The sequence below is a fragment of the Streptomyces sp. NPDC057638 genome (assembly GCF_042800315.1).
Taxonomy (GTDB): Bacteria; Actinomycetota; Actinomycetes; order Streptomycetales; family Streptomycetaceae; genus Streptomyces.
Map to the genome: position 1 here is coordinate 1 of NZ_JBHVHF010000118.1, position 22,495 is coordinate 22,495.

Below are 22,495 nucleotides of genomic sequence, written 5' to 3' on the forward strand. Positions count from 1 at the left end.
CACCCGCACGGGCCCGTCTGAGGGGTCACACTCCGGCGTGGGCCGGGGCGTGAGCCGGGGCGTGGAGGGACGGAGACGCGCTGGGCACCTGGTAGGCCGGGCCCTCGCCCGCACCGGCCGGACCCCGGCCGGCGCGGGCCGGGCCCCTGCCCGCGTACGTCGGAACCCCGTCCGCGCGGGCCGGAACCCCGCCCGCGTAGGCCGGATCCCAGCCACCGGGAACATGATTCCCCCGCGCCCGGGCGGCGGAGACGTCCTGAAGCGGTCGCAGAAGGGCCGGAACCGTACGCCGTATCGCGCTCCCGCGCCGCGGCGACCCGCCCCGCACCGGGGCACACCGCACCACAGCGGTACGCACCACAGCGGTACGCACCACAGCACTACGCGGCACCGCACCACACCCGCCCGCGCCGCCGAACGCGCCCGGAACCCTCCCCCGGCCGGTCGGCCAGAGCGCCGGATCCCAGCCCCAGCCCCCGCACCGCGCGGCGCGGGGGCGCGTTCCCGGCGCCACGGACCGGGCACGGTCACCGCGCCACCCGCACCGCGCCGCTCGCCGGACCCCCTGTGGCCCGGCCTCCGCGGGGCGTAACGCCCCGGGTGCCGTCGGCGCCGAATGTGCCGGACTTCTCCGCCTCATCGTCCTCACCCCGTCTCAGCCCGTCTCTCGGGTCCGCGCCCTCTCCCGGCCGGTGACGGCGGTCTCCGGGGCCGTCACACCGGCCCCGGACCGTCCCGGCCTCCGCGTTCTCTCAGACCTTCGCCGGCTCCCGGGACCCGGCGTCGGCCGCCGTCCCGGCGGGTGCGGCGCTCTCCACCGGGGCGCCGTGCCCGTCGTCGGTCAGCGTCGTCTCGTCGAACGGGATCTTCCCCGCCAGTACGGCGGCGGCCCGCTCCTTGTCGATCTCCTTGGTCCAGACACCGACCAGCACGGTCGCGACCGCGTTCCCGGCGAAGTTCGTCACGGCGCGCGCCTCGCTCATGAAGCGGTCGATGCCGACGATCAGGCCCACCCCGTCGACCAGCGCGGGCTTGTGCGAGGAGAGCCCGCCCGCGAGGGTCGCCAGGCCCGCGCCGGTGACCCCGGCCGCGCCCTTGGAGGCGATGATCATAAAGACCAGCAGGGAGATCTGCTCGGAGGCGCTCAGCGGGTCGCCCATCGCGTTGGCGATGAAGAGCGAGGCCATCGTCAGATAGATCGCGGTGCCGTCGAGGTTGAAGGAGTAGCCGGTGGGCACGGTGATGCCGACCACGGGCTTGCTCACGCCCATGTGCTCCAGCTTGGCGATCAGTCGCGGCAGCGCCGACTCCGACGACGAGGTGGAGACGATCAGCAGGAATTCCCGGCCGAGGTACTTCACCAGCGAGAAGAGGTTCATGCCCGCGACCAGCTTCAGCAGTCCGCCGAGGATGACGAAGACGAACAGCGCGCAGGTGACATAGAAACCGATCATGATCACGGCGAGCGACTTCAGCGCGTCGACGCCGGTCTCCCCGACCACGGCCGCGATGGCGCCGAAGGCACCGACCGGGGCGGCCCACATGATCATGCCGAGGATGCGGAAGACGAGCCGCTGGATGTGCCCGATACCGCGCAGCACCGGCTCACCGGCGGCGCCCATCGCCTGGAGCGCGAACCCGGCCATCAGCGCCACCAGCAGCGTCTGGAGCACCTCACCGCCGGTGAAGGCGGAGACCAGGGTCGTGGGGATGATCCCGAGCAGGAAGTCGGCGGTCGACTCGCCGCCGCCCTTCTCGGCGGCCGCGGCACCGGCCTCCTTGGCGCCCTCGGTGATCGTCAGACCGGCGCCGGGCTCCAGGAAGTTGCCGACCAGCAGACCGATGGCGAGCGCCACGGTCGACATGGCGAGGAAGTAGCCGAGCGCGAGCCCGCCGACCGCCCCGACCTTGGCGGCCTGTCGTACCGAGCCGATTCCCAGCACGATCGTGCAGAAGATGACCGGGGAGATCATCATCTTGATGAGATTCACGAACCCGGTACCGATGGGCTTCAGCTCAACGGCGACGCCGGGGGCGGCGAAGCCCACGATCACACCGAGTACGACGGCTGCGATGACCGCGATATAGAGATAGTGCGTACGATCCCGCTTGCCGGACTCAGCCACGGGTCCCTCCTCATTACAGTGAAACGCCATCCATGTCCCGTATGGATTTCCGCGACTATCCACCACGGCTGTGACGCCGGTCACCGTTACGTACGTTTCGTTCACACGAAATGCGGCGTGCACACTAAGGCGCATGCGCATACCCCGCCCGCGCAGCCTCGCGGGCCAGCTCTTCGCGATGCAGGTCGTCCTCGTCGCGGCGATCGTCATGGGCTGCTCCCTCTTCGCGTATGTCACCGACCGTTCGCAGGCCGAGGAGACGGCGCGGCTCCAGGCGACGGCGACGGCGACGGCCGTCGCACGCTCCCCGTCGGTGGTGGCGGCCGCGCGCTCGGCGAATCCCAGCGCGCTGCTCCAGCCGTATACGGAGGGGGTGCGCCGGGCGGCGGGGGTGGCGTTCGTGGTGGTGATGGCCCCGGACGGGACCCGCTGGACCCATCCCGAGCCGGAGCAGATCGGCCGCCAGTACCTGGGCGGGATCGGACCGGCGCTGCGCGGCGAGACCTTCAGCGAGCGGCACATGGGGGTGCTGGGTCCCTCCATCCGTACCGTCGTCCCCGTCTACGACGAGGGGCGGATCGTCGGTCTGGTCAGTGCGGGTATCACGGTCCAGCGGATCGGCGAGCGGGTACGGGAGCAGGTCACGGCCCTGGTGGTGGCGGCGCTCGCGGCGACCGCGCTCGGCGGGGCCGGTACGTATGTGATCAACGCCCGGCTGCGGCGGCACACCCACGGGATGAACGCCGGCGAGCTGAGCCGGATGCACGACTACCACCAGGCCGCCCTGCACGCGGTGCGCGAGGGGCTGCTGATGCTGGACGGACAGCGCAGGATCGCCCTGGTCAACGACGGCGCCCGGGAACTGCTGGGCCTGGACGGTGACGCGGTGGGACGCCCGGCGGCCGAGCTGGGGCTGCCCGCGTCACTGACCGGCGCCCTGCTGGCCTCCGAGCCCCGGGTGGACGAGGTCCATCTGACGGCGGACCGGGTGATCGTGGTCAGCACCCGCCCGGTCGTCGGCGGCCAGCGGCGCGGCACGGTGGTGACCCTGCGGGACCACACCGAACTCCAGGCGCTCTCCGGGGAGCTGGACTCCGAGCGCGGCTTCAGCCAGGCGCTGCGCTCCCAGGCGCACGAGGGCGCCAACCGGCTGCACACCGTGGTCTCGCTGATCGAACTGGGCCGGATCGGGGAGGCGGTGGAGTTCGCCACCGCCGAGCTGGAACTGGCACAGGAGCTGACCGACCGGGTGGTGGGCGCCGTCGGCGAGCCGGTGCTCGCGGCGCTGCTCCTCGGCAAGGCGTCCCAGGCCAACGAGCGCGGGGTGGAGCTGGTCCTCACCGAGGACAGTTCCATCGACGACGGGGTGCTGCCGCCGTCGCTGCCCGCCCGCGATCTCGTCACCATCCTGGGCAATCTGATCGACAACGCGGTCGACGCGGCCTCGGCCGCCGCCGTGGAGCCCCGCCCGGATCAGACCGCCCGCCCCGCGCGGGCCCGGGTCACCGTGACCGCCCGCGCCGACGCGGGGGAACTGCTGCTGCGGGTGTACGACACGGGCGCGGGCGTCGACCCGGCCGCCACCGGGGATGTCTTCCGCCGTGGCTGGTCCACCCATGGCTCGGGCCGTGGCCTGGGCCTGGCCCTGGTGCGGCAGGCCGTGCACCGGGGCGGGGGCACGGTGGAGCTGGACCGGGGCCCGGACGGCGGCGCCCGCTTCACCGTCCGGCTGCCGCTGCGCGCGGAGGCCCCGGCGTGAGCGCGCGCCGCCCCCGCACCGGTACCGGGATCCGTACGGTCGCGCCGCACCCCGCCCGTACGGCGACCGGGCGACCCCGACCCCGTACGACAACACGACCTCGCGGTACGGACCGCACGACCACCCCAGCCCCCACCCGCGCGGAGGTACCCGTATGACCGCCGAGACCGGTGCCGACGCCGGGCCGATCAGGGTCCTGGTCGTCGAGGACGACCCGGTGGCCGCCGACGCGCACGCGCTCTATGTGGGTCGGGTGAGCGGGTTCACCGTCGCCGGGGTGGCGCACTCACGGGCCGCGGCGGTGCGGGTGCTGGAGCGTACCCGGGTGGATCTGCTGCTGCTGGACCTCTACCTCCCCGACGGCCACGGCCTCCAGTTGCTGCGTTCCCTGCGCGCCGCCGGGCACCGGGCGGATGTGATCGCGGTGACCTCCGCCCGGGATCTGGCGATCGTGCGCGAGGGTGTCTCGCTGGGAGTGGTGCAGTACGTACTGAAGCCGTTCACCTTCGCCACCCTGCGGGACCGGCTCGCCCGGTACGCCGACTTCCGGGCCGCCGCCGGGGAGGCCAGCGGCCAGGACGAGGTCGACCGGGCGCTGTCGGCACTGCGCGCCCCCCAGGGCGGCGCCCTGCCCAAGGGGCTCAGCGGCCCCACCCTGGAGGCGGTCACCCGCTGTCTGCGCGACCGCCCGTCCGGGCTGACCGCCGCCGAGACCGGCGTCGCCGTCGGGATCTCGCGGATCACCGCCCGCCGCTATCTGGAGCACCTGGTGACCGAGGGCCGGGCGGCGCGCAGCCCCCAGTACGGGCAGATAGGCCGCCCCGAACTCCAGTACCGCTGGATTCCCGCGAGCCGCTGACCCACCCCGGGTGCCGGGCGGCTCAGGCGACGGACACCCCGCGCACCCCGTGGGGTCCCCGCACCCCGCCCGCGCTCGCCCGTATGAGGGGTTGACCCTCCCAGCGGGCCGGTCCTACGGTCGCACGGCAGCCCTCCGAGGCCCCGGCCCCGGAGCCCGGCTCCGAGGAGGTCGTGCCCGTGCGCCCCACCACCCCACTGGCCCTCGCTCTCACCACCGCCCTCACCCTCCCCCTGCTCACCGCCTGCGGCGGCGACACGGGCGGGGACCCGGACACCATCACGGTCGTCTACAACCGCTCCACGGACAACAAGATCCGGTTCAAGGACCAGCATCTGGAGTCCGTCCGGGACCAGTTCGAGAAGGCGAACCCGGGCAAGAAGGTCAAGCTCATCCCCGTACAGGCCCCCGACAACGACTACGCCACCAAGGCGCAGCAGATGATGCGCTCCGCGAAGACGGCGCCGGACCTGGTCTACGAGGACACCTTCCGCATCAACTCCGACATCACCGCCGGATATCTCCGGCCCCTCGACGACCAGCTCGCCTCCTGGCCCGACTGGAGACGGTTCCTGCCCGGCGCGAAGGCCGCCGCCCGCGCCGAGGACGGCAAGACCTACGGGGTCCCCGACGGCACCGACACCCGGGGCCTGTGGTTCAACCGGAAGATCTTCGCCCGCGCCGGGCTGCCCGCCGACTGGAAACCACGCACCTGGGCCGACGTCCTCGACGCCGCCCGCCAGATCAAGAGGAGGGTGCCCGGCGTCATCCCGTTCAACGTCTACACCGGCAAGGCCCCCGGCGAGGCCGCCGTGATGCAGGGCTTCGAGATGCTGCTCTACGGAACCGGCGCCGACCCCCTCTACGACGCGAAGGCGAAGAAGTGGGTCAGCGGCTCGCCGGGCTTCCGTGACGCACTGGGATTCGTGCGCACGGTCTACCGCGAGAAGCTCGGCCCCGAGGTCTCCGACGCCCTCGACCCCAATATCGGCACCCGGGTCGCCACCGAGTGGCTGCCCGAGGGCAAGCTGGCCATCTCCCTCGACGGCTCCTGGATGGGGCAGAACTGGATCAACAAGGGCCCCAAGGAATGGCCGGACTGGAGCCGCGAACTCTCCCGGGCACCGATGCCCACCCAGCACGGCCAGGCCCCGGGGGCGGTCTCGATGTCCGGCGGCTGGGCGTGGTCGGTCCCGGCCCGCGCCGACAACCCGGACCTCGCCTTCTCCTTCATCCGTACGCTCCAGACCGCCGCGAACGCCACCCGCTGGTGTGTGGTCGCGGCGCAGATCGCGGTCCGTGACGATGTCGCGGCGGCCCGCTCGTACCGCACCTCCATGCCGGGCGTCGACTTCTTCACCGGACTGGTCCGCTACAGCCACTACCGGCCCGCGCTGCCGGTCTACCCCCAGGTCTCCACCGCCATCGGCGAGGCGATGGAGGCGGTGACGACCGGCGACTCCTCCCCCGCTCAGGCGGCCCGCGCCTATGACGAGAGCCTGCGGACGATCACCGATGGCGCGGTGACGCGGGAGTGAGCGAGGCCCCGGAAGAACGTGCGGCCCGGCCCTCCCCCGGAGCGCACCCGCGAGGAATCCGATGGCTGCGCTGGCTCCCCCTCGCCCCGGCCACCCTCCTCATGCTGCTCTTCCTCGCCGGGCCGATCGCCTACTGCGTCGCCATCGCCTTCACCGACACCCAGCTCACCGGCTCCGCCGGGGCGGAGTTCACCGGCCTGGAGAACTTCCGCCGCGCCTTCGCCGACGAGGAGTTCCGCCGCGCGGTCTGGCTCACCCTGGTCTTCACCATCGTCTCGGCGGTGATCGGCCAGAACACCCTCGGCCTCGCCCTCGCCGGGCTGATGCGCTCCGCCTCCCGCCCGGTCCGCACGATCACCGGCACCCTGGTGGTCACGGCCTGGGTCCTCCCCGAGATCGTCGCCGCCTTCCTCCTCTACGCCTTCTTCCGCCGCGAGGGATCGCTCAACGCGGTCCTGGACTGGCTGGGACTGCCCGGCCAGAACTGGCTCTTCACCCTGCCGATCCTCGCGGTCTCCTTCGCCAACGTCTGGCGCGGGACCGCGTTCTCGATGCTGATCTACTCGGCCGCCCTCGCCGAGATCCCCCGCGATGTGGTGGAGGCGGCCCGGGTCGACGGCGCGGGCCCGGTCCGGAACCTCTGGTACATCACGCTGCCGCTGATCCGCCGCTCCATCGGCACCAATCTGATGCTCAACACCCTCTCCACCCTCTCCGTCTTCGGACTGATCTGGGCGATGACCCGGGGCGGACCGGGCGGCCGGAGCCAGACCCTGCCGGTCTTCATGTACGACCAGGCGTTCGTGAAGAGCCTGATCGGCTACGGAACGGCCGTCGCGCTGCTGCTCCTGCTGGTGGGCGCCCTCTTCTCGGTGGTGTACCTGCGACTGACGAAGGTGGAGCTATGACCGGCGGGCCCCGCTACCGACCGGCCGCCGACGCCGCCCTGCTGGTCATCGCCGCCGCGTTCGCGCTCCCCCTGCTCTGGCTGGTCCTCTCCTCCGTCAACGCCGAGGCCGACCTGCGCGTCCGTATCCCCTCCACCGTCACCGGGGAGAACTTCTCCGCCGTCCTCACCGACGAGATCACCTTCACCCCGATGCTCAACAGCCTGCTGCTGTGCGGCGGGGCGACCGCCCTGACCATCGTGGGCGCGGCGCTCGCCGCGTACCCGCTCTCCCGCCACCGCTCCCGGCTGACCCGCCCCTATCTGCTGACCATCCTCTTCACGACCTGCCTGCCGATCACGGCGGTCATGGTCCCGGTCTACGCCCTCTTCGTCCGCGTCAACCTGGTGGACAGCCTCCCCGGAACGGCCCTCTTCCTCGCCGCCTCCCAACTCCCCTTCACCATCTGGCTGATGAAGAACTTCATGGACGGCGTCCCCCTCGTCCTGGAAGAAGCCGCCCGCACCGACGGCGCCACCACCCTCCAGACCCTGACCCGCGTCGTCCTCCCCCTGATGGGCCCGGGCGTCGCCGTCGCCACCGGCTACACCTTCATCCAGCTCTGGGGCAACTTCTTCGTCCCCTTCATGCTGATCCTCACCCCCGACAAACTCCCCGCCTCCGTCTCCGTCTTCACCTTCTTCGGCAACTACGGCTCCGTCGTCTACGGCCAGCTCGCCGCCTTCTCCCTCCTGTACTCGGTCCCGGTGCTGCTGCTGTACCTGCTGATCGCACGGCGGCTGGGGGGCGGGTTCGCACTGGGGGGCGCGGTGAAGGGGTGAGGGTCAGCGGTCGCCGTCGGCGTGGTCGGTGTCCCGGTGTCGACGGAGAAGAACGCGGCAGTCGGTGGCGCGGGAGTGGTCGTAGCTCCGCAACATCCAGCACGGAGCAGTCAACGAGCTTGTCGAACGTGGGAGGCTTGCTATGGGACCGTCCCGCCGCACGCTACTCAACGCCGGGGTCCTTTCCATCGCCACGGCGATTCCCGCGTGGAACGAGACTGTCGAGAGAATCGAGACGACCTCATCAGGCAGATTACGCCGCATGGGCGACGGGGAGATCGCGATGGTCACCGCGATGACACAGCGCTTCTCCGATCTCGACTACCAGCTCGGCGGACGCGGTACCCGTCCGGTAGCGGCAGCCTTCCTCATCGACACGGTCGTCCCGCTTCTCTCCGCGTCCGGATCCGAACACACGCGCAGCGGGATGTTCTCAGCGGCTGCCAACCTGTGCTATCTCATCGGCTATATGGCCGTTGACGACGAATATCAGAGCCTAGGGCAGGGATATTACCTCAAGGCAATGGAGCTGGCCAAAGCAGCGAACGACAGAAACGCATACTCTCTGGCGCTGCACGGCATGAGTTCCCAGGCACTCCAGCTCGGACGCCACACGACCGCAGTCGCACTGACCTCGGCAGCCATGGCGGATAAACGCACACTCGAATCCAATGTCCGAGCATTTCTCGCCGGACAGCTCGCCTACGCGAGCGCCCTCACCGGCGATTCACGATCGGCACTCTCCTCCCTACGGGAGGCGGAGGGAGAGATGAACAAGACAGCGTCCTCAAGCAGAGTGGTGATGGGGCGCTATCGGGAGGCCGTGTTGGAGTTCGACATCGCTCACGTCACGTACGGTTTGGGAGACAAGACGGGCTCCCTGGAGTCCATCAAGCGCTATCTCGAATTACGAGACCGGAGGCGTGATCGCCGCGCCGTGCTCGATGGCGCGTTACTCGCAGAGCGGGAAATGGAACTCGGCCACCTAGAGGCCGCATGTGCCACATGGAAAAACGCTCTGCGCGCCTACCCCGCCATCCAGTCCGGCCGCGTGGATCGCAAGATCACGACCATGATGAAGTCACTCAAGCCGTTCCTGAGGAATCCGACCGCACGCGCACTCTACGAGTACGCCCACGAGATGACGCGTCAGAGGCCCCACGCCCGACAGACGTAAGCCCTCGCCCGCCCAGTACTCCGTCGAAAGTACAACCGGATCATCTTCGACCACATCGCGGTACCCACCGATGCACAGGCCGGAGTTCGACAGCCCAGGAACAGCCTGGGCCTCATTCTCCGGACCTTCGGTTTCCAGTACGGCCAGGATGTCCTTTGGTGGGATGGATGTGCCCGACGGGTATCGGGCACTGGTCAACCGCCCGACCCGGACGGCCATCGCCGTCGCACTCGCCGACGTACTGGAGAAGGGACTCTCCGCATGACCGATCATGCCCCCGACGACCGTGCCGCGCGACTACGTGAGCGGTTGGCCGACCGGCTGGAGAACGCCGGGCTGCTGCGCTCGGCCGCATGGCGGGCCGCCCTCACCGCAGTACCCCGCGAGGTCTTCGTACCGGCGTTCTTCCGTCGCGGCGACGGGCCCCGGGGAACCCTGTGGACTCCGGCACTGCCCGACGCCGAAGGCACCGACGCATGGCTGGAGGACGTGTACGCGGACGAGACCCTCGTCACCCAGCTCGACGGCGGTGTGCACCCCGGCGACGTCGACGGCCCGGTCGGCGGCGAGCCCACGTCCTCTTCCACCCTCCCCGGCCTTGTCGTCCGGATGCTGGAGGACCTGGCCCCCAAGGACGGTGCCCGCGTGCTGGAGATCGGCACCGGCACCGGCTACTCCACCGCGCTGATGTGCCACCGCCTCGGCAGTGACCACGTCACCTCGATCGAGTACGACCCGGCCGCCGCCGCTCGCGCCCGTACCGCGATCACCAGCGCCGGATACACACCGCGCCTGATCCACGGCGACGGCCTCCTCGGTGACGAGGAGGGCGGCCCCTACGACCACCTGATCGCCACCTGCTCGGTACGGACCATCCCGCCTGCGTGGCTGCGCCAGGTCACACCGGGGGGCACGATCCTCACCACCGTGTCGGGCTGGCTCTCCGGCTCCGGCCTTGCCCGCCTCACCGTCGGCGAGAACGGCACCGCCGAGGGCCGCTTCCTGCCCGGCATGGTCTCCTTCATGATCGCCCGCCCTCACGCGGCTCCCGCTCTCGATGACTACTCGGACCTGCTGCGACAGCCGTCCGACGAACGTCCGGCCCGCCACGACCGGGAGGTCTTCCAGAGCTGGATTCCCCTGTTCCTCGCCCAGCTCGCGGCCCCGGGAGCCCAAGGCCTCTCCACCAGGGCGGACGGGGGTCCGTGGCTCTATCACGCCATCGATGTCAGCAGCGGCTCCTTCGCCACCCTGACCCCCACCAGCGATGAGAGCGGATTCCTCGTTCGGCAGGGCGGGCCGCACCGGCTCTGGGACGACATCGAAGCCGCCATCGACGCCTGGGAGACGGCCGGTTCACCCCCGCAGACCGCCTTCACCCTCACCGTCACCCCCACCGAACAGACGGTGCGTCTCGACACCCCCGACGGCCCGAGCTGGACTCTGCCCACCTGGCTCCCGCCCGCACGGCGCACCCGAACCGACACACTGGCGCGGTGAAGGGGTGAGGGGCACTCACGATCCGGGGCCCCTCACCATCCGTCGAGAGCCAGTGGGAAAGCCTCACGCCCCCTGCGGTGGCCGCACGAGAGGTCTTCAACTCATGTGCGAGTCATGCCAGTGAACAGAGATCGGCTCGCCCTTGATGTAGTGCCCGATCCCCAGAGCGTTGTAGCGGACCGTGTTGTCAGGCAAGTGGTCACGGTGATGCCATGCGACACCCGCGCACTTGTGAGGTTCGGCGTTGAATGGTTCGACATCCCATTCGTCCGTCGCGAAGAACCAGCCGATCCGGGTCTGGCCCTCGGGGTTACGGAAGTACATGGCATGGACGAGCCGTAGGGCCTCCCGCCGCAGTCGGACGCCGATCTCCTCTTCCGCCTCGCGGATGGCCGCGTCGTAGACGTCCTCGTTGTGCTCGACCTTGCCGGACGGCAGGTTCAGGAGGCCATCGGCATAGCCGGTGTCCTTGCGTTCGGCGAGAAGCAGGGAGTTGCCGCGCTCCAAAATGATCATGACGTCGTTCACGGGGTGCTGGCTTTGCGGCACTGGTCCTCCAACGGAACGGTACGAATCGTTGGAGGACTGTAGCCGTCGGTCAGGTCGCCGCTACCCCGAGATGAGTAACACGCTCAGCTACCCACTGGACACGCTCATGAGTGCTCATTCCGGTGGGCACTTCGAGGATGGGGACACCAGTGTCCACGCATGCTTGGAAGATGACGTGATCGGACTCTTCCTGGAGCGAGAGAACCTTCTCCCTCATCCGGTCACCGCCCGCCTTCTGGTCGAAGCGGTCGCGGCAGTACAAGATCAGGTCATACGCGGCGGGCATCCAGGCACGGCACAGCGCGTCACAAGCGGCAAGAACGGCTCCAGTCCTGGGTTCTGTGATGTCAAGGACCAACCGGGCGAGGGCGAGCACATTGGCGGGGGTCTTGTCGGTGATGAGGAGTTGCTGGTTACGTGCCGCCCGCAGGGGAACCGTGAGCTGCTGGGCGAAAAGATCGAGTTCAGCTGCGAGGTCGAAGTTCCCTTTCCGGTGAAGAACGATCTCCTCCATGAAAGGACTGGACCGTGCGGGCTCGCCGGTACACAGGACGTTGACGGACCGCTCGCGCAAGTGTGCGGTCAGCGCGTGGACGAGCGTCGTTTTGCCTGCTGCTTGCGTGCCTTCGACAGCGATAACTTTGCAGCTTCGGATCGGCATGCGCCCTCCAGTAGGACGGTGAAGGTCGGGTGTGTGAGCCAGCCCCAGGCGCCGTCGGCTCCGCGCGCGAGCACTCGGTTGATGTTCAACCCGTCGGGAGCCCAGTGCCCCAGGCCCTCGGTGCGAGCAGCGACGTAGGCGGTAGACAGGGAGTGGCGCAAGTTGAGGACACTGACGCGTTCACGGCCCTCGGTGTCAGCGCCGTCAGTCCACCGACGGTGCAGGGCAGGCATTGATGTGCCGCGCAATTCGGGCTGAGTGACGTCAAGGCCGAGTTCGGTGCAGACATCAACGAGCCGCCGGGATGTACCGGTGAGCAGATGCCCGGCGTCATATCGGGTGTCCACATACTGTGCAGTGTCAGGAGTGCCTGTTCGGCGTGTCTTCCACTGGGAACGGGCCAGCATCAGGTCGGCGTCCTCCTGAGATGCATTGGCAGCCAGGACGGCGAGATCGGAGCAGAGCTGGTGTCCGGTGATGAGGTCAGCGTGCTCGCTCGCGATCCGTAGGGTCGCGGCGGCAGAAGCCACGAGGTCGCTTTCCTCCGTGGAGTCTTCGACGTACACGCTGGTGAAGGCGAACGAGACATCGGCCAGGTCGACTGACGATCTGGCGGGCAAGTCAAGCCAGACGATCGAGTAACAGAAGGGGCGGTTGCCGTTCTTGATCCGGTAGTTCTTGGTCCACTCGACATCGAGAGATGCGATACGAACCGTTCCCGTACGGCGTTTCGGCGGCTGGTGGGATCGCGCGCTGCTGATAGTGATCATGTTTTCCTGCCGTTTCCGGGGCCGCGCACCCGGTGCCCGCGACCCCCACAGCAAGCTACTCGGCTACTGGTTGAGTGTGCGGAGAAACACCGACGGGAAATGGCCCCAGGCGACGGCATCGATCATGGCGTAGATGTCCAGCGCGCCGTCATCGTTGAGGGTTTTCCCGCCCCAGTGCAGATGACCTGTCGCCTTCCCGCCGAGCAGAGTCGTGATCAGCGCCTGGGCAAGGGCATCGACGGCGATCGATTCGGTCATCAGGGCTGTCCCGCTGCCCTCGGCCAGAACGCGGTGGCGCTTCTGCCCGTGGGTCGGATACTGCGGTAACAGCAGCGCATCGGAGACCATCAGGGCGTGCGCTTCGGCGGTTTCACGGATCACGGACCCGGGTCCGAGCGCCAGAGCCGTGTCCACGCAATGCGCCGTATCGCGCTCAGGCTTCTGGCGATCGACCCATGCCTCGGACAAGGAAGTCACACCCGGATGCCGGTGCCCGTCGCAGGACCGCGCGAGATCACGAAGAGCTTGTAGGTCGTCGGCGGCAGAGTGCCAGGAGATGATCCTTGCCTGGCGCCGTGCCTGCACAAGAAACGCGTCCAAAGCATCCAGGAGACCGGTATCGGGGACGGCCTCGGCCATCAGCACCATGAATCCGAAGTGCGCCAGGTCGGCACTAACTGGTGTGGATCGCGTACGGTGGACCGGCATCAGCACTGCGGCGGCACCAACCAGCGTCGGTTCTTGTCCGGTGTCCGTCCACTGACATGACAGGCCGGTCAGCCACTGCACCGAGCGCTGCACGGGCCGCCCGGTCGACCCAAACGGTGTGTCCGGCCAGCCGAGATTCGTGATCGACCGCACTCAGATCCCCTGAGCCACGGTGTGAATGGAACGGCCGAGGTACTTCGCGTAGTGGTTCTCCTTGAACCGATACCGTTCCCAGATAGCGGTGATCGGCTCCTCTAGGACGTTCCCCAGCGGTTCCCACAGATCCTTCGCGTCGTAGACCGGCCAAGCACGGGCTACCCCGTTCGGCTCGACCACGATCATGTGCCCCTCGTTCTCGGGCGTCCAGGTCGTCAGCCGAAGCGCGGGTGACCACTGGTGCTCCGCGCGTAAGCCCTTGAGCTGCTGGAATGCGCTCTCAGCCTCGTCTTGGGTGATGAACTCGTGCTCGGCGAGGTTCAGCGCATTGCCCTTGCGGAGCGGGAGAATGAACTTGACCTTGCCAGCGTTGAGCACATCGCCGATCTGGATGGTGAACGGAAGCACGGAGAGCGTAGACCTGTAGACCACCGCTGACAGTGACAGCGGGATGCCGTGCTGCTGGAGGGCCCGCACTCCCGCCATTTGCTTGTCGTAGTCTCCACGGACCCGCCGGACCGTGGCCCTGGGGCCTTCCAGACCAATGTTGGCGAACGCCACTTTCCCGGCGATCCGGGGCGCGTGGCTCAGGCCGTGGGTGGCGTTGGTCGGCACTGCGAGGATGAAGTCCCCGTAGTACATCTGCACGATCTCGTGGAAGTCCTTGCGCATCAACGGTTCACCCCCGGACAGGAATACCCGGCCCACTCCGGCGAGGTTCGTGCGCATGGTGTCGAGCTGTTCAAGGGTGGGATCCGGGAGCTGCAACGTCTCGGAGCAGAAGGTGCAGTCGAAGTCGCACCTTTTGGTCACTTGCAAGATCACCGAGAGCGGTACCGTCGCCGCAGCCGAGACTGCCGCAACGTCCACCGCCGGCGCAGCGGAGAAATGATGGCCAGCTCCCTCGAACACCACCCCTGAGCCCATCTCACGTACGCTTCGCGGCGGAACTGCGGGGAGATCCAGATATGTCACTGCTTCTCCAATCAGTGTGTGGTGATGTCGCTCTACGCAGGTCGGGGTACCCGAGGAGCCGCAGGAGCCGGTCGCCGTCCGGGCACGGGGCAAGCCGAACGGGCTGAGTGTCAGCGCACACCGTCCGCGTGGTCGGCATCCCTGTGGCGGCGCAGGAGGACGCGGCAGTCGGTGGCGCGGGAGTGGTCGTAGCCGACGCGGGCGGTGCGTTCGGCGGCGGTGAGGTCGTCGCAGGTCTGGCAGTCGGGAATGCGGGGGGTCTCGTTCACCGGGGGTTCCTTTGCTGCTGTGCGCGGAGGAGGCGGGCGGCGCGCACATCGCGTACGGGCACGCCCCAGCGGATCAGTTGCTTCTTCAGCCAGGCGTCACTCACACCGAACTCGGCGGCGAGCGCCTTGAGGGTCTCGCCCTCGCGGTATCGGGCCATCACGCTCTCCCGAGACCCGAGAACGTCCTCACGACCAGTACGGGGCACGGCTCACCGCCTCTTCGCGTCAAGCGGGAAATACGGCTGAACAAGGAGAACGCGTGCCCGCTGCGGACAGATCGCGAGCGTGTACCGATCGGGCCCGTCCGGAATGACGACCGAGACCGGCACACCCCGGTCGAGTCGCGCCCGCGCCGCCCGGTCCTCGCCCGGATCCTCGCACCACACCCGGATCTCCGTCGGCGCGTCCGGCACCGGCACCCGCCCCATCCGCATCAGCGCGGTCACCCACGGCGACACGGCGGGGTCCGGGTCCAGCCGGTCCGCCACCCACCGCCCGCGCTGCCGCAGCCAGTCGAGCGCGGTCTCCCGCGACCGGGTCCGCGTCGCGTCGAGGATGTACGGCAGTACGGCACCGCTTCCGTGGACGGGCCCCTCCACCAGGACGTAACAGAGGTACGAAACGGGTGGCCCGCTCACACCGGACCACCGTCCTCCAGCAGCCCCTCCAGCTCGGCGTCAAGCCGCGCCTGACACGCCTCGGCCTCCAGCTCCCAGCGCCACTCGTCCACACACCCGGAGTCCCAGCGCAGCCGCAGCAACTCGAACCCGAGCCCGATCCGCCCTTCGGCGGCGGCCAGCGCATGGACGGTCCAGATCCATAACCGGGTCATAGCCCCTGCTCCCGGTCCACGCGATGCACTCATCGGCACCTCTATCACCTGCCCATATTCGGCTGAGTGACGGAGAGATTACGGAGAGCGCATTAGGCGGACGATGGCACTTCCCGGGCCCGGGGCCAGGATGCGCCAGGGTGCTACAGAGGCAGCCGCAGCAGATCCGCCATGGTCCGCATCTCGGCCTTCAGCGTCCGCCGCCCCGTGATGACCTTCCCGAGGACATCGCGCGCGTACCGCTGGTGCTGAAGCCACTCCGGGGCATGCACCCTGATGCCCTCCAGCTTCTCGAACGCCTCGATGTACTGCCGTCTCTCCGCATGGGCGTTCGCGACGTCCAGGATGAAGCGGTTGTGCATGCTGCCCCCGGGGCGAAGAAGGTGGGCCGGACCGTTGTCGGCCATCTGAAGCACGTGGTCGTACTGTCCCGAGACGCTGAGGTACTCCACGCGCTTCATGCGCACGTTCATGGGCCCGAAGGAACGGTAGAGGTAGCTGTTCTCATCCCGTCCGAGTACGACGGCGGCCGCCCTCGCCATCCGGAGGGCCTCCTCCGCCTGCGCCTTCTCGTTGTTCCTTACCGAGGCCGCGGCCACTTGCAGGCACATCAGCCCCCAGGCGCAGAGCTCCTGTGCCGTAGCGCGCGTGAGGCGTGGCTCGGTCTCATCCGCCCACCGGACGGCGAGCGCGAGTGCGGCGTCCAGCTTGCCTTGGCGAAGCAGCAGCCAGCACCGGGTGTTGATGGCAGCCGCCCCGTCTGTCTGCTCCACCGCGTTCTCCAGAGCGTTGGCGATGGCGATCTCCGCCGCATCGAACTGCCGTGTCTGAACCATCAGCGTTCCGGCGAGTTCGTACAGTCGGGCTCGCAGGCCGCGCCCCTGCTCCCCCAGGGCCTCCGCGTCCCGGAGCATGGGAGGCAGCAGGAGAGCCAACTCCACGTACTGGTTCTTCCGGAAGAGCGGTCCGGCCGCGTCCAATGCCTTCTGGACACCGCGCGGAGTCGGCCCGTCCTCCCCTGGGTCACCGCCGTAGGAGCGGTTCTCCAGAGCACGCCTGACCGGCCGCCAGTGATCGTCCGCCACGACAGCCATGGACGAACTCTCGCGCTCCTTGCCCACTATCCGCATGGTGGGAACGTGCAGCGCGACCGCCAGCTTGCGCAGCGTCTCCAGTCGCGGAACCCCGTAGTCGCCCTGTTCCAGCTTTCTGATCAGGGAGAGCGACACACCTGACGTATCGGCGAGTTCGCGCTGGCTGAGCCCTCGGCGCTTGCGAACTTCCCTCAGACGCACGCCCGTAGCGTTCTCCATACCACGAGCGTACGCCGCACTCCCACACCCCACGGTGACGAAGCGCACGAGGGATCGGGCGACCACCCAACAACGGCGGCAAAAGGCAGGGAGGCGCTGGCGCTTCCCGGGGCCAAAATGCGCCAGGGTGCTACAGAGGCAGCCGCAGCAGATCCGCCATGGTCCGCATCTCCGCCTTCAGCGTCCGCCGCCCCGTGATGACCTTCCCGAGGACATCACGCGCGTACCTCTGGTGCTGAAGCCACTCGGGCGCCTGGGTCCTGAGGCTTTCCAGCCTCTCGAACGCCTCGACGTACTGTCGTCTCTCCGCGTGCGCGTTGGCGACATCGAGAATGTAGCGATTCTCCTTACTGCCACCCGGGCGAAGAAGATGGGCCGGGCCCTTCTCAGCCAGCCGAAGCACACCGTCGTACTTCTCAGAGACGCCGAGATGCTCGGCACGCTTCATGTGTACGGTCAATGGGCCAAAGCCGCGGTACAAGTAGCTGTCCACGTCCCGTCCGAGTTTGACGGCGGCGGCTCTGGCGCACCGCAGAGCCTCCTCCGCCTGTTCCTTCTGGTTGTTCCGCACGGCCGCCGCAGCCACTCTTAGACACAGCAGGCCCCAGGTACACAGTTCCTCGGTCGTGGCACGAGACAAGCGCGGCTCCGTCTCATCTGCCCACTGGACGGCGAGGGCGAGCGCGGTGTCCAACTTGCCCTGGCGGAGCAGCAACCAGCACCGGGTATTAATGGCCGAGGCCCCATCCATCTGTTCCGGCGCGTTCTCCAGCGCGCTCCCGATGGCGATCTCCGCCGCGTCGAACTGCCTGGTCTGAACCATCAACTTTCCGGCGAGTTCGAACAATCTGGACCGCAGGCCCCGCCCGCCCCTCTCCAGCGCTTCCGCGTCGCGAAGCAATGAGGGCAGCACAAGGGCCAACTCCACATACTGATTTCTTCGGAAGAGCGGACCAGCCGCGTCCAGAACCATCTGGACCCCACGCAAGGTAGGCCCGTCGTCACCTGGTTCACTCCCGGAAGACGGATGTTCCAGGGCTTGTCTCACGGACCGCCAGTGGTCGCCCGGGACGACCTCCGTTGACGGGCTCTCCCGCTCCCTGCCTACCAGCCGCATGGTGGGAACGTGCAGCGCGACCGCCAGCTTGCGCAGTGTCTCCAGTCGCGGAACCCCGTAGTCGCCCTGTTCCAGCTTTCTGATCAGGGAGAGCGACACACCTGACGTATCGGCGAGTTCGCGCTGGCTGAGCCCTCGGCGCTTGCGAACTTCCCTCAGACGCACGCCCGTAGCGTTCTCCATACCACGAGCGTACGCCGCACTCCCACACCTGTTGGTGACGAAACGTCAAGAGGTTCCGGTAGGCCATCACACGGGCTGCTCGGGCGAGAGGTCGTGCCCTCGCGGTGCCCCTAACCCTGCCCCCCGATACCTGGTCTCCGCGCCGGTCCTGGCGTACCCAGGCAGAGTCGGTGTTCTCCCACGCAGGAGGGATCGTTCCATGCACGTACGGGACAGGGCCGGGAACCACGGCGTCGAGCGGGACGAGCGCCGGCCCGCCCGCGACACGGCGCCGGGGGCCGCGCGGTCGTGGGGGCTGGGGACACTACAGCGCACCATCGGGAACGCGGCGGTGGTCCAGTTGCTGCGCCGGGCCGGGCACGAGGGCGCGGAGGAGGAGCAGGGCGGCCATCAGGAGGGGCCCGGGGCCCGGGTCGGCGCGGCGTTCCAGCGTTCCTCGGTGCCCACCGTGCTGAGGTCCGGCGGCAGGGCGATGGACAGGGCCACCCGGGGCGATATGGAGTCCCGGCTGGGCGCCGACTTCTCCGCTGTCCGTATCCATACCGGTAGTGCGGCGAGGCGGTCCGCCGCCGAGATCGGCGCCCGCGCGTACACCTCCGGCGACCACATCGTCCTCGGTGAGGGCGGTGGGGACCGGCACACCCTGGCCCATGAGCTGACGCATGTCATCCAGCAGCGCCAGGGGCCGGTCGCCGGGACCGACAACGGTGCGGGGCTTCGTGTCTCCGATCCGTCCGACCGGTTCGAACGCGAGGCGGAGGCCAACGCGGTACGGGTGATGAGCGGGCCGACCGGCCGCGCCCGCACGGCGGACCCGGAGCCGCACCCGACGCACAGCACCGCTGTCGGCGGCGGCGGCGCGGCCCCGGTGCAGCGGGTGGAGACCGAGCTGACGCTCGGCGCCAACACCAGCGGGCGGTCGATGGCCGCCGACCCGGAGTTCGAGGCGGAGGCGATGGCGTTCGAGCGCAGGCTCGCGGCCACGGCGTCCGCGCATCCCCTGGCCAAGGGCACGATGGGCGATATGGCGACGAAGGCCAAGGCGTATATCCGCAGCGGGGTGGGCGGCGCCTGGGATCAGGCCGATGAGCGGCTCGCGGAGGTCTTCAAGGTCGTCGGCCAGGACGACGTCGCGAAGTCGGGCTTCGTCGGTACGGCGGTCGCCGATGTGATGGCCGTCTTCGATGAGGGCACGCTGAGCGAGCGGTACACCCATATCGTGCGCTTCTTCACCGAGGTACTGGCCCGGGATCTCGCCGATACCACGAAGCAGCGGGAGATCGACCAGCACATCAAGGCGGCCAAGCTGAACGAGCGCGTCCTGCGGTCGAGCCGCCGCGATATGCGCAGGGCCGGTGCCACCCGGACCACCGTCACCACCCGTGATATCGCGCCCATTCCCGAGGACTCGGCGGTGGAACACCAGGCAGGGGCGCGCGTCAAGCGCAACGAGGTGCTCAAGGCCCTGCACCCCGACGAGGAGCCGGGCCAGACCGGGCGTACCGAACACACCGTCGCGGAGACCGGTCTCGACTTCAGCGCCCGGCAGGAGGCAGTGCACACGAAGGACGATCCGGAGTGGAACAAGGAGCAGGACGCCCTGAAGTGGCTCGCCGGTGCGAGGGTCTGGATGATCAATGAGAGGAACAGCTGGGTGGAGGCGCAGCGCAAGCTCAGTCTGCCGCTCGGCGGCGGACCGTCCGGCACGACGAACACGATGATGAGTGCCGCCAAGGCGCTCGACGCGGACGCGTACGGGGCTCGGCTCGCGTCCATCGCGTTTCTCATCGGGGCCAGTCACCACACCCTTGTCGAGATCATGGCCGCGGCCAAGCCATTCGGCTGTGAGTACGATGAGTCACAGGACATCTACCGTTATATCTACCCGCTCACCGAGGATGAGCTCCGAGCCTGCGGCAAGGACGGGAAGTTCCCCGGCGAAGCGGCACCGGCGGGAGCGGCGGCGAGCGCATGACGACGTACTGCGATCCCTACCCCCAGTTGGTGGGGGCCCGGTTCTGGCTGCCAACGCGGCCGTTCGAGTTCGGCTGGGCGTCCCCCGTCGGCTGCAACGCGCTGCGCTGCACCCGCTGCGGTGAGCCGGTGCGGTCGCACACACGGCCGGATACGGAGGACCGGCACTACGCCTGTGGCTGCCACCAGCGGCACACGGCCTGGATCGACCGGATCGGCTACGCCTCGGACGATCTGTACCCGGCGTTCACGGACTGGGTGTGCGCCGGGCACCCGGACGTCGAACTCCCTCTCGTACTCGACGGGGTGGAGCTGGACGCGGCCACCGATTGGGACGCCCTGGTCGCCGGGGCGGCCCTGCGCCCACCGTTCGATCCGCCCGGTGTCGAACTGAACGCCCGGTGGCTCACCCGGCTCTACCGCCTTCTCGGCGCCGAACAGCCGGTGGTGAGCCGGGCGGTGGCCCGGCTGCTGAACGCCGGGGACCCGCGTCTGGTCCGGGCGGCCTACGACTTCTTCGGCAACGAGCGGCAGGCCCCGGGAGCCGAACTCCTGGCGGGCTCGGTGGCCGGGCGCCGGGAGTGGCTCGGCCGGGTCCCGGATCCGCGCGAGCCCGCGTCCTCGCTGCTCACCGCCGCCGCCCGGCTGCTGCACGACAGACTGCTGGTGGTGGACACCGAGGGTGCCCCTGTCGACGGACCGGCCCTCGCGCTCGCCAAGGAGCTGGCCCTGGCCGGTATCGGCCCCGACGACACCCCGCTGACCTTCCGCGACTACGACCCGGAGTGGCTCTGGGCCCATGGCGGCGCCCTGGTCGCCGTGAACGTGGAGTGGGCCGATCCCCTCGTCGACGCCTCGGCGTGGGCCCCCGCCGCACTCAGGGGGACGGTGCTGACGGAGATGGCCAGGGCCGCCCCGCGGGCGGTCCGCACGGCCATCGAGCAGTACTACGAGCAGCCGGAGCGCGACGCGCTGCTGTCGTCCATCCCGTGGTGAACCCCCGCACCTCACGCTCGCCGCGCCGATGTGCCACCACCTCGGCGGCGACCGCGTCGCCCCGATCGCGGACGCACCCGTGTGAGAGGTCGAACGGGGGGACGCGGCGGCCGGTGGCGCGGGAGTGGTCATAGCCGGCGCGGGCGGCGCGTTCGGCGGCGGTGAGCTCGCCCCCGCCGTTCTTTCGCCCTCACGCAATGTCCTTCACCCGGCACGGCGGACGCTGTCAGGCTCGGCCGTCGAATCGGTGCGTTCCCCACGAGGAAGGACTCCCTTGTCGAATCGACGTACGAGAAGAATGGTGGTGGCCGCGGCGCTCACGGCGGCCCTCGGCCTCCTGCTGCCCGTGGGCACGGCTCAGGCGGCGGCCTGCCAATGGCAGCAGACGGCATGGGAACTGCCGCCCACCGTGCCCTCCGGCACGCTGCTCGCGAGCGACGGTGGCCGGTACGGGATCGGCATCACGGGTATCCGGTCCACGAACTGGCCGTTTGACTACCGGGAAAGGCGCGGCACGCTGTGGGAGAACGGCAGGGTCGTGCTACGGCTGCCCGCGGCCACGCCCAATCTGCGGGATGTCAACACGTCCGGGAAGATCGTGGGGGACGACCTCATCAACGGCACCTGGGCGGCCGTGACGGTGAGCCGCGGCGGGGCGACGACCGTGCTGCCGTCCAGCCCGAACTGGAGCGGCTCGTCGGCGCACGTGATCAACAACGCCGGTGACATCGCCGGGACCGCCTCCATCGGGTTGAAGCGCGTGCTGGTGGTCTGGCCGGCGAGCGCCCCCGGAACGTACCGCGAACTGGCCACCCCCGCGGACAGCAGCCCCATCCTCGCCGGTATCGACGAGCAGGGCCGGATCGTCGGGCACAGCGCGGGAAGGGGGTTCGTCACGGACGTCAACGGTCAGTGGCACACGCTCTACGCGCCCGGCCCCCATCCCTTCAGCACGCCCCATGCCATCCGGGACGGGCGTGTGGTGGGCGACATGGACAACGGCTCAAGCTATGCCGTGGCCGAATGGAACGATCAAGGTGCGCTGGTACGGACGATCACCCAGGGCGCTCTCTCGGCCAAGGCCATCGGTGGTCACGGGACCGTGGGCGGATCGAAATACGTCGCGTCGGTCATTCGGCCCGTCCTGTGGCGCGATGGCGTGGTCTCCGACCCGCTGACCACGGTCTCCGACACGTTCACGATCAAGGCGATCAGCGACGACGAGAAGACCCTCATCGGAAACGACATCAGCAGGCCGGCGCAGTACACCTGCTCCTGAGACCACGGGACCGGCGGCCCCGCAC

General features: G+C 69.1%; 22 protein-coding genes. 10 read left to right on the forward strand and 12 right to left on the reverse strand.

The annotated features are described in order from the left end of the window. Window positions 1-752 precede the first annotated feature (752 nt). Window positions 753-2,156, reverse strand: coding sequence for a cation:dicarboxylate symporter family transporter (locus ACFVIM_RS17735; RefSeq protein WP_384302107.1), 1,404 nt, complete (start codon window positions 2,154-2,156; stop codon window positions 753-755). Window positions 2,157-2,259: 103 nt separating this feature from the next. Here ACFVIM_RS17735 and ACFVIM_RS17740 point away from each other — a divergent pair, with 103 nt between their 5' ends. From ACFVIM_RS17740 to tgmC, 7 genes are all read left to right on the forward strand, one after another. Beyond that, window positions 2,260-3,885 (forward strand): ATP-binding protein, encoded by a 1,626-nt coding sequence (locus ACFVIM_RS17740; RefSeq protein WP_384302109.1) that lies wholly within the window; start codon window positions 2,260-2,262, stop codon window positions 3,883-3,885. 154 nt (window positions 3,886-4,039) lie between these two features. Then, entirely contained in the window at window positions 4,040-4,744 is a 705-nt protein-coding gene (locus ACFVIM_RS17745; RefSeq protein ID WP_384302111.1) for a response regulator, read from the forward strand. 179 nt (window positions 4,745-4,923) lie between these two features. Further along, entirely contained in the window at window positions 4,924-6,282 is a 1,359-nt protein-coding gene (locus ACFVIM_RS17750; protein ID WP_384302113.1) for an extracellular solute-binding protein, read from the forward strand. Window positions 6,283-6,383: 101 nt separating this feature from the next. Continuing rightward, complete coding sequence (locus ACFVIM_RS17755; RefSeq protein ID WP_384302147.1) at window positions 6,384-7,190, forward strand: carbohydrate ABC transporter permease; 807 nt, start codon at window positions 6,384-6,386, stop codon at window positions 7,188-7,190. Beyond that, window positions 7,187-8,011: a carbohydrate ABC transporter permease gene (locus ACFVIM_RS17760; protein ID WP_384302115.1), complete on the forward strand. Its 825-nt coding sequence runs from the start codon at window positions 7,187-7,189 to the stop codon at window positions 8,009-8,011. The genes ACFVIM_RS17755 and ACFVIM_RS17760 overlap by 4 nt, the downstream gene beginning before the upstream one ends. A gap of 142 nt (window positions 8,012-8,153) precedes the next feature. Beyond that, complete coding sequence (locus ACFVIM_RS17765) at window positions 8,154-9,188, forward strand: transcriptional regulator (RefSeq protein ID WP_384302117.1); 1,035 nt, start codon at window positions 8,154-8,156, stop codon at window positions 9,186-9,188. Between the two features lie 261 nt (window positions 9,189-9,449). Continuing rightward, window positions 9,450-10,688, forward strand: a complete 1,239-nt coding sequence (gene tgmC, locus ACFVIM_RS17770) for an ATP-grasp peptide maturase system methyltransferase (RefSeq protein ID WP_384302119.1) — start codon at window positions 9,450-9,452, stop codon at window positions 10,686-10,688. 96 nt (window positions 10,689-10,784) lie between these two features. Here tgmC and ACFVIM_RS17775 read toward each other — a convergent pair whose 3' ends face one another. From ACFVIM_RS17775 to ACFVIM_RS17825, 11 genes are all read right to left on the reverse strand, one after another. After that, a complete protein-coding gene (locus ACFVIM_RS17775) occupies window positions 10,785-11,216 on the reverse strand; it encodes an NUDIX domain-containing protein (RefSeq protein WP_384302121.1) in 432 nt (143 codons plus the stop codon). Window positions 11,217-11,286: 70 nt separating this feature from the next. Next, on the reverse strand, window positions 11,287-11,898 hold the full coding sequence (locus tag ACFVIM_RS17780) for an AAA family ATPase (RefSeq protein ID WP_384302123.1): 612 nt from the start codon (window positions 11,896-11,898) through the stop codon (window positions 11,287-11,289). Further along, on the reverse strand, window positions 11,820-12,668 hold the full coding sequence (locus ACFVIM_RS17785; protein WP_384302124.1) for a hypothetical protein: 849 nt from the start codon (window positions 12,666-12,668) through the stop codon (window positions 11,820-11,822). Before ACFVIM_RS17785 ends, ACFVIM_RS17780 begins: the two co-directional genes overlap by 79 nt. 63 nt (window positions 12,669-12,731) lie before the next feature. Next, window positions 12,732-13,529 carry a hypothetical protein gene (locus ACFVIM_RS17790; protein ID WP_384302126.1) on the reverse strand — a complete coding sequence of 266 codons (798 nt, stop codon included), beginning with the start codon at window positions 13,527-13,529 and terminating at the stop codon, window positions 12,732-12,734. Then, complete coding sequence (locus ACFVIM_RS17795) at window positions 13,530-14,447, reverse strand: radical SAM protein (protein WP_384302128.1); 918 nt, start codon at window positions 14,445-14,447, stop codon at window positions 13,530-13,532. Between the two features lie 170 nt (window positions 14,448-14,617). Beyond that, a complete protein-coding gene (locus ACFVIM_RS17800; protein ID WP_384302130.1) occupies window positions 14,618-14,776 on the reverse strand; it encodes a hypothetical protein in 159 nt (52 codons plus the stop codon). Then, window positions 14,773-14,934, reverse strand: a complete 162-nt coding sequence (locus tag ACFVIM_RS17805) for a hypothetical protein (RefSeq protein WP_384302132.1) — start codon at window positions 14,932-14,934, stop codon at window positions 14,773-14,775. Before ACFVIM_RS17805 ends, ACFVIM_RS17800 begins: the two co-directional genes overlap by 4 nt. Window positions 14,935-14,985: 51 nt before the next feature. Next, entirely contained in the window at window positions 14,986-15,414 is a 429-nt protein-coding gene (locus ACFVIM_RS17810) for a hypothetical protein (protein ID WP_384302134.1), read from the reverse strand. Further along, window positions 15,411-15,608: a hypothetical protein gene (locus ACFVIM_RS17815; protein ID WP_384302136.1), complete on the reverse strand. Its 198-nt coding sequence runs from the start codon at window positions 15,606-15,608 to the stop codon at window positions 15,411-15,413. Before ACFVIM_RS17815 ends, ACFVIM_RS17810 begins: the two co-directional genes overlap by 4 nt. Window positions 15,609-15,751: 143 nt before the next feature. Further along, window positions 15,752-16,921 carry a helix-turn-helix domain-containing protein gene (locus ACFVIM_RS17820; RefSeq protein WP_384302137.1) on the reverse strand — a complete coding sequence of 390 codons (1,170 nt, stop codon included), beginning with the start codon at window positions 16,919-16,921 and terminating at the stop codon, window positions 15,752-15,754. Window positions 16,922-17,051: 130 nt separating this feature from the next. Next, window positions 17,052-18,221, reverse strand: coding sequence for a helix-turn-helix domain-containing protein (locus ACFVIM_RS17825; protein WP_384302139.1), 1,170 nt, complete (start codon window positions 18,219-18,221; stop codon window positions 17,052-17,054). A 199-nt stretch (window positions 18,222-18,420) separates the two neighbouring features. Between ACFVIM_RS17825 and ACFVIM_RS17830 the strand changes: the two genes are divergently transcribed. From ACFVIM_RS17830 to ACFVIM_RS17840, 3 genes are all read left to right on the forward strand, one after another. Beyond that, a complete protein-coding gene (locus ACFVIM_RS17830) occupies window positions 18,421-20,196 on the forward strand; it encodes a DUF4157 domain-containing protein (RefSeq protein ID WP_384302141.1) in 1,776 nt (591 codons plus the stop codon). Next, complete coding sequence (locus ACFVIM_RS17835) at window positions 20,193-21,191, forward strand: hypothetical protein (RefSeq protein WP_384302143.1); 999 nt, start codon at window positions 20,193-20,195, stop codon at window positions 21,189-21,191. The genes ACFVIM_RS17830 and ACFVIM_RS17835 overlap by 4 nt, the downstream gene beginning before the upstream one ends. A gap of 274 nt (window positions 21,192-21,465) precedes the next feature. Beyond that, window positions 21,466-22,470, forward strand: a complete 1,005-nt coding sequence (locus ACFVIM_RS17840; RefSeq protein ID WP_384302145.1) for a hypothetical protein — start codon at window positions 21,466-21,468, stop codon at window positions 22,468-22,470. Window positions 22,471-22,495 lie beyond the last annotated feature (25 nt).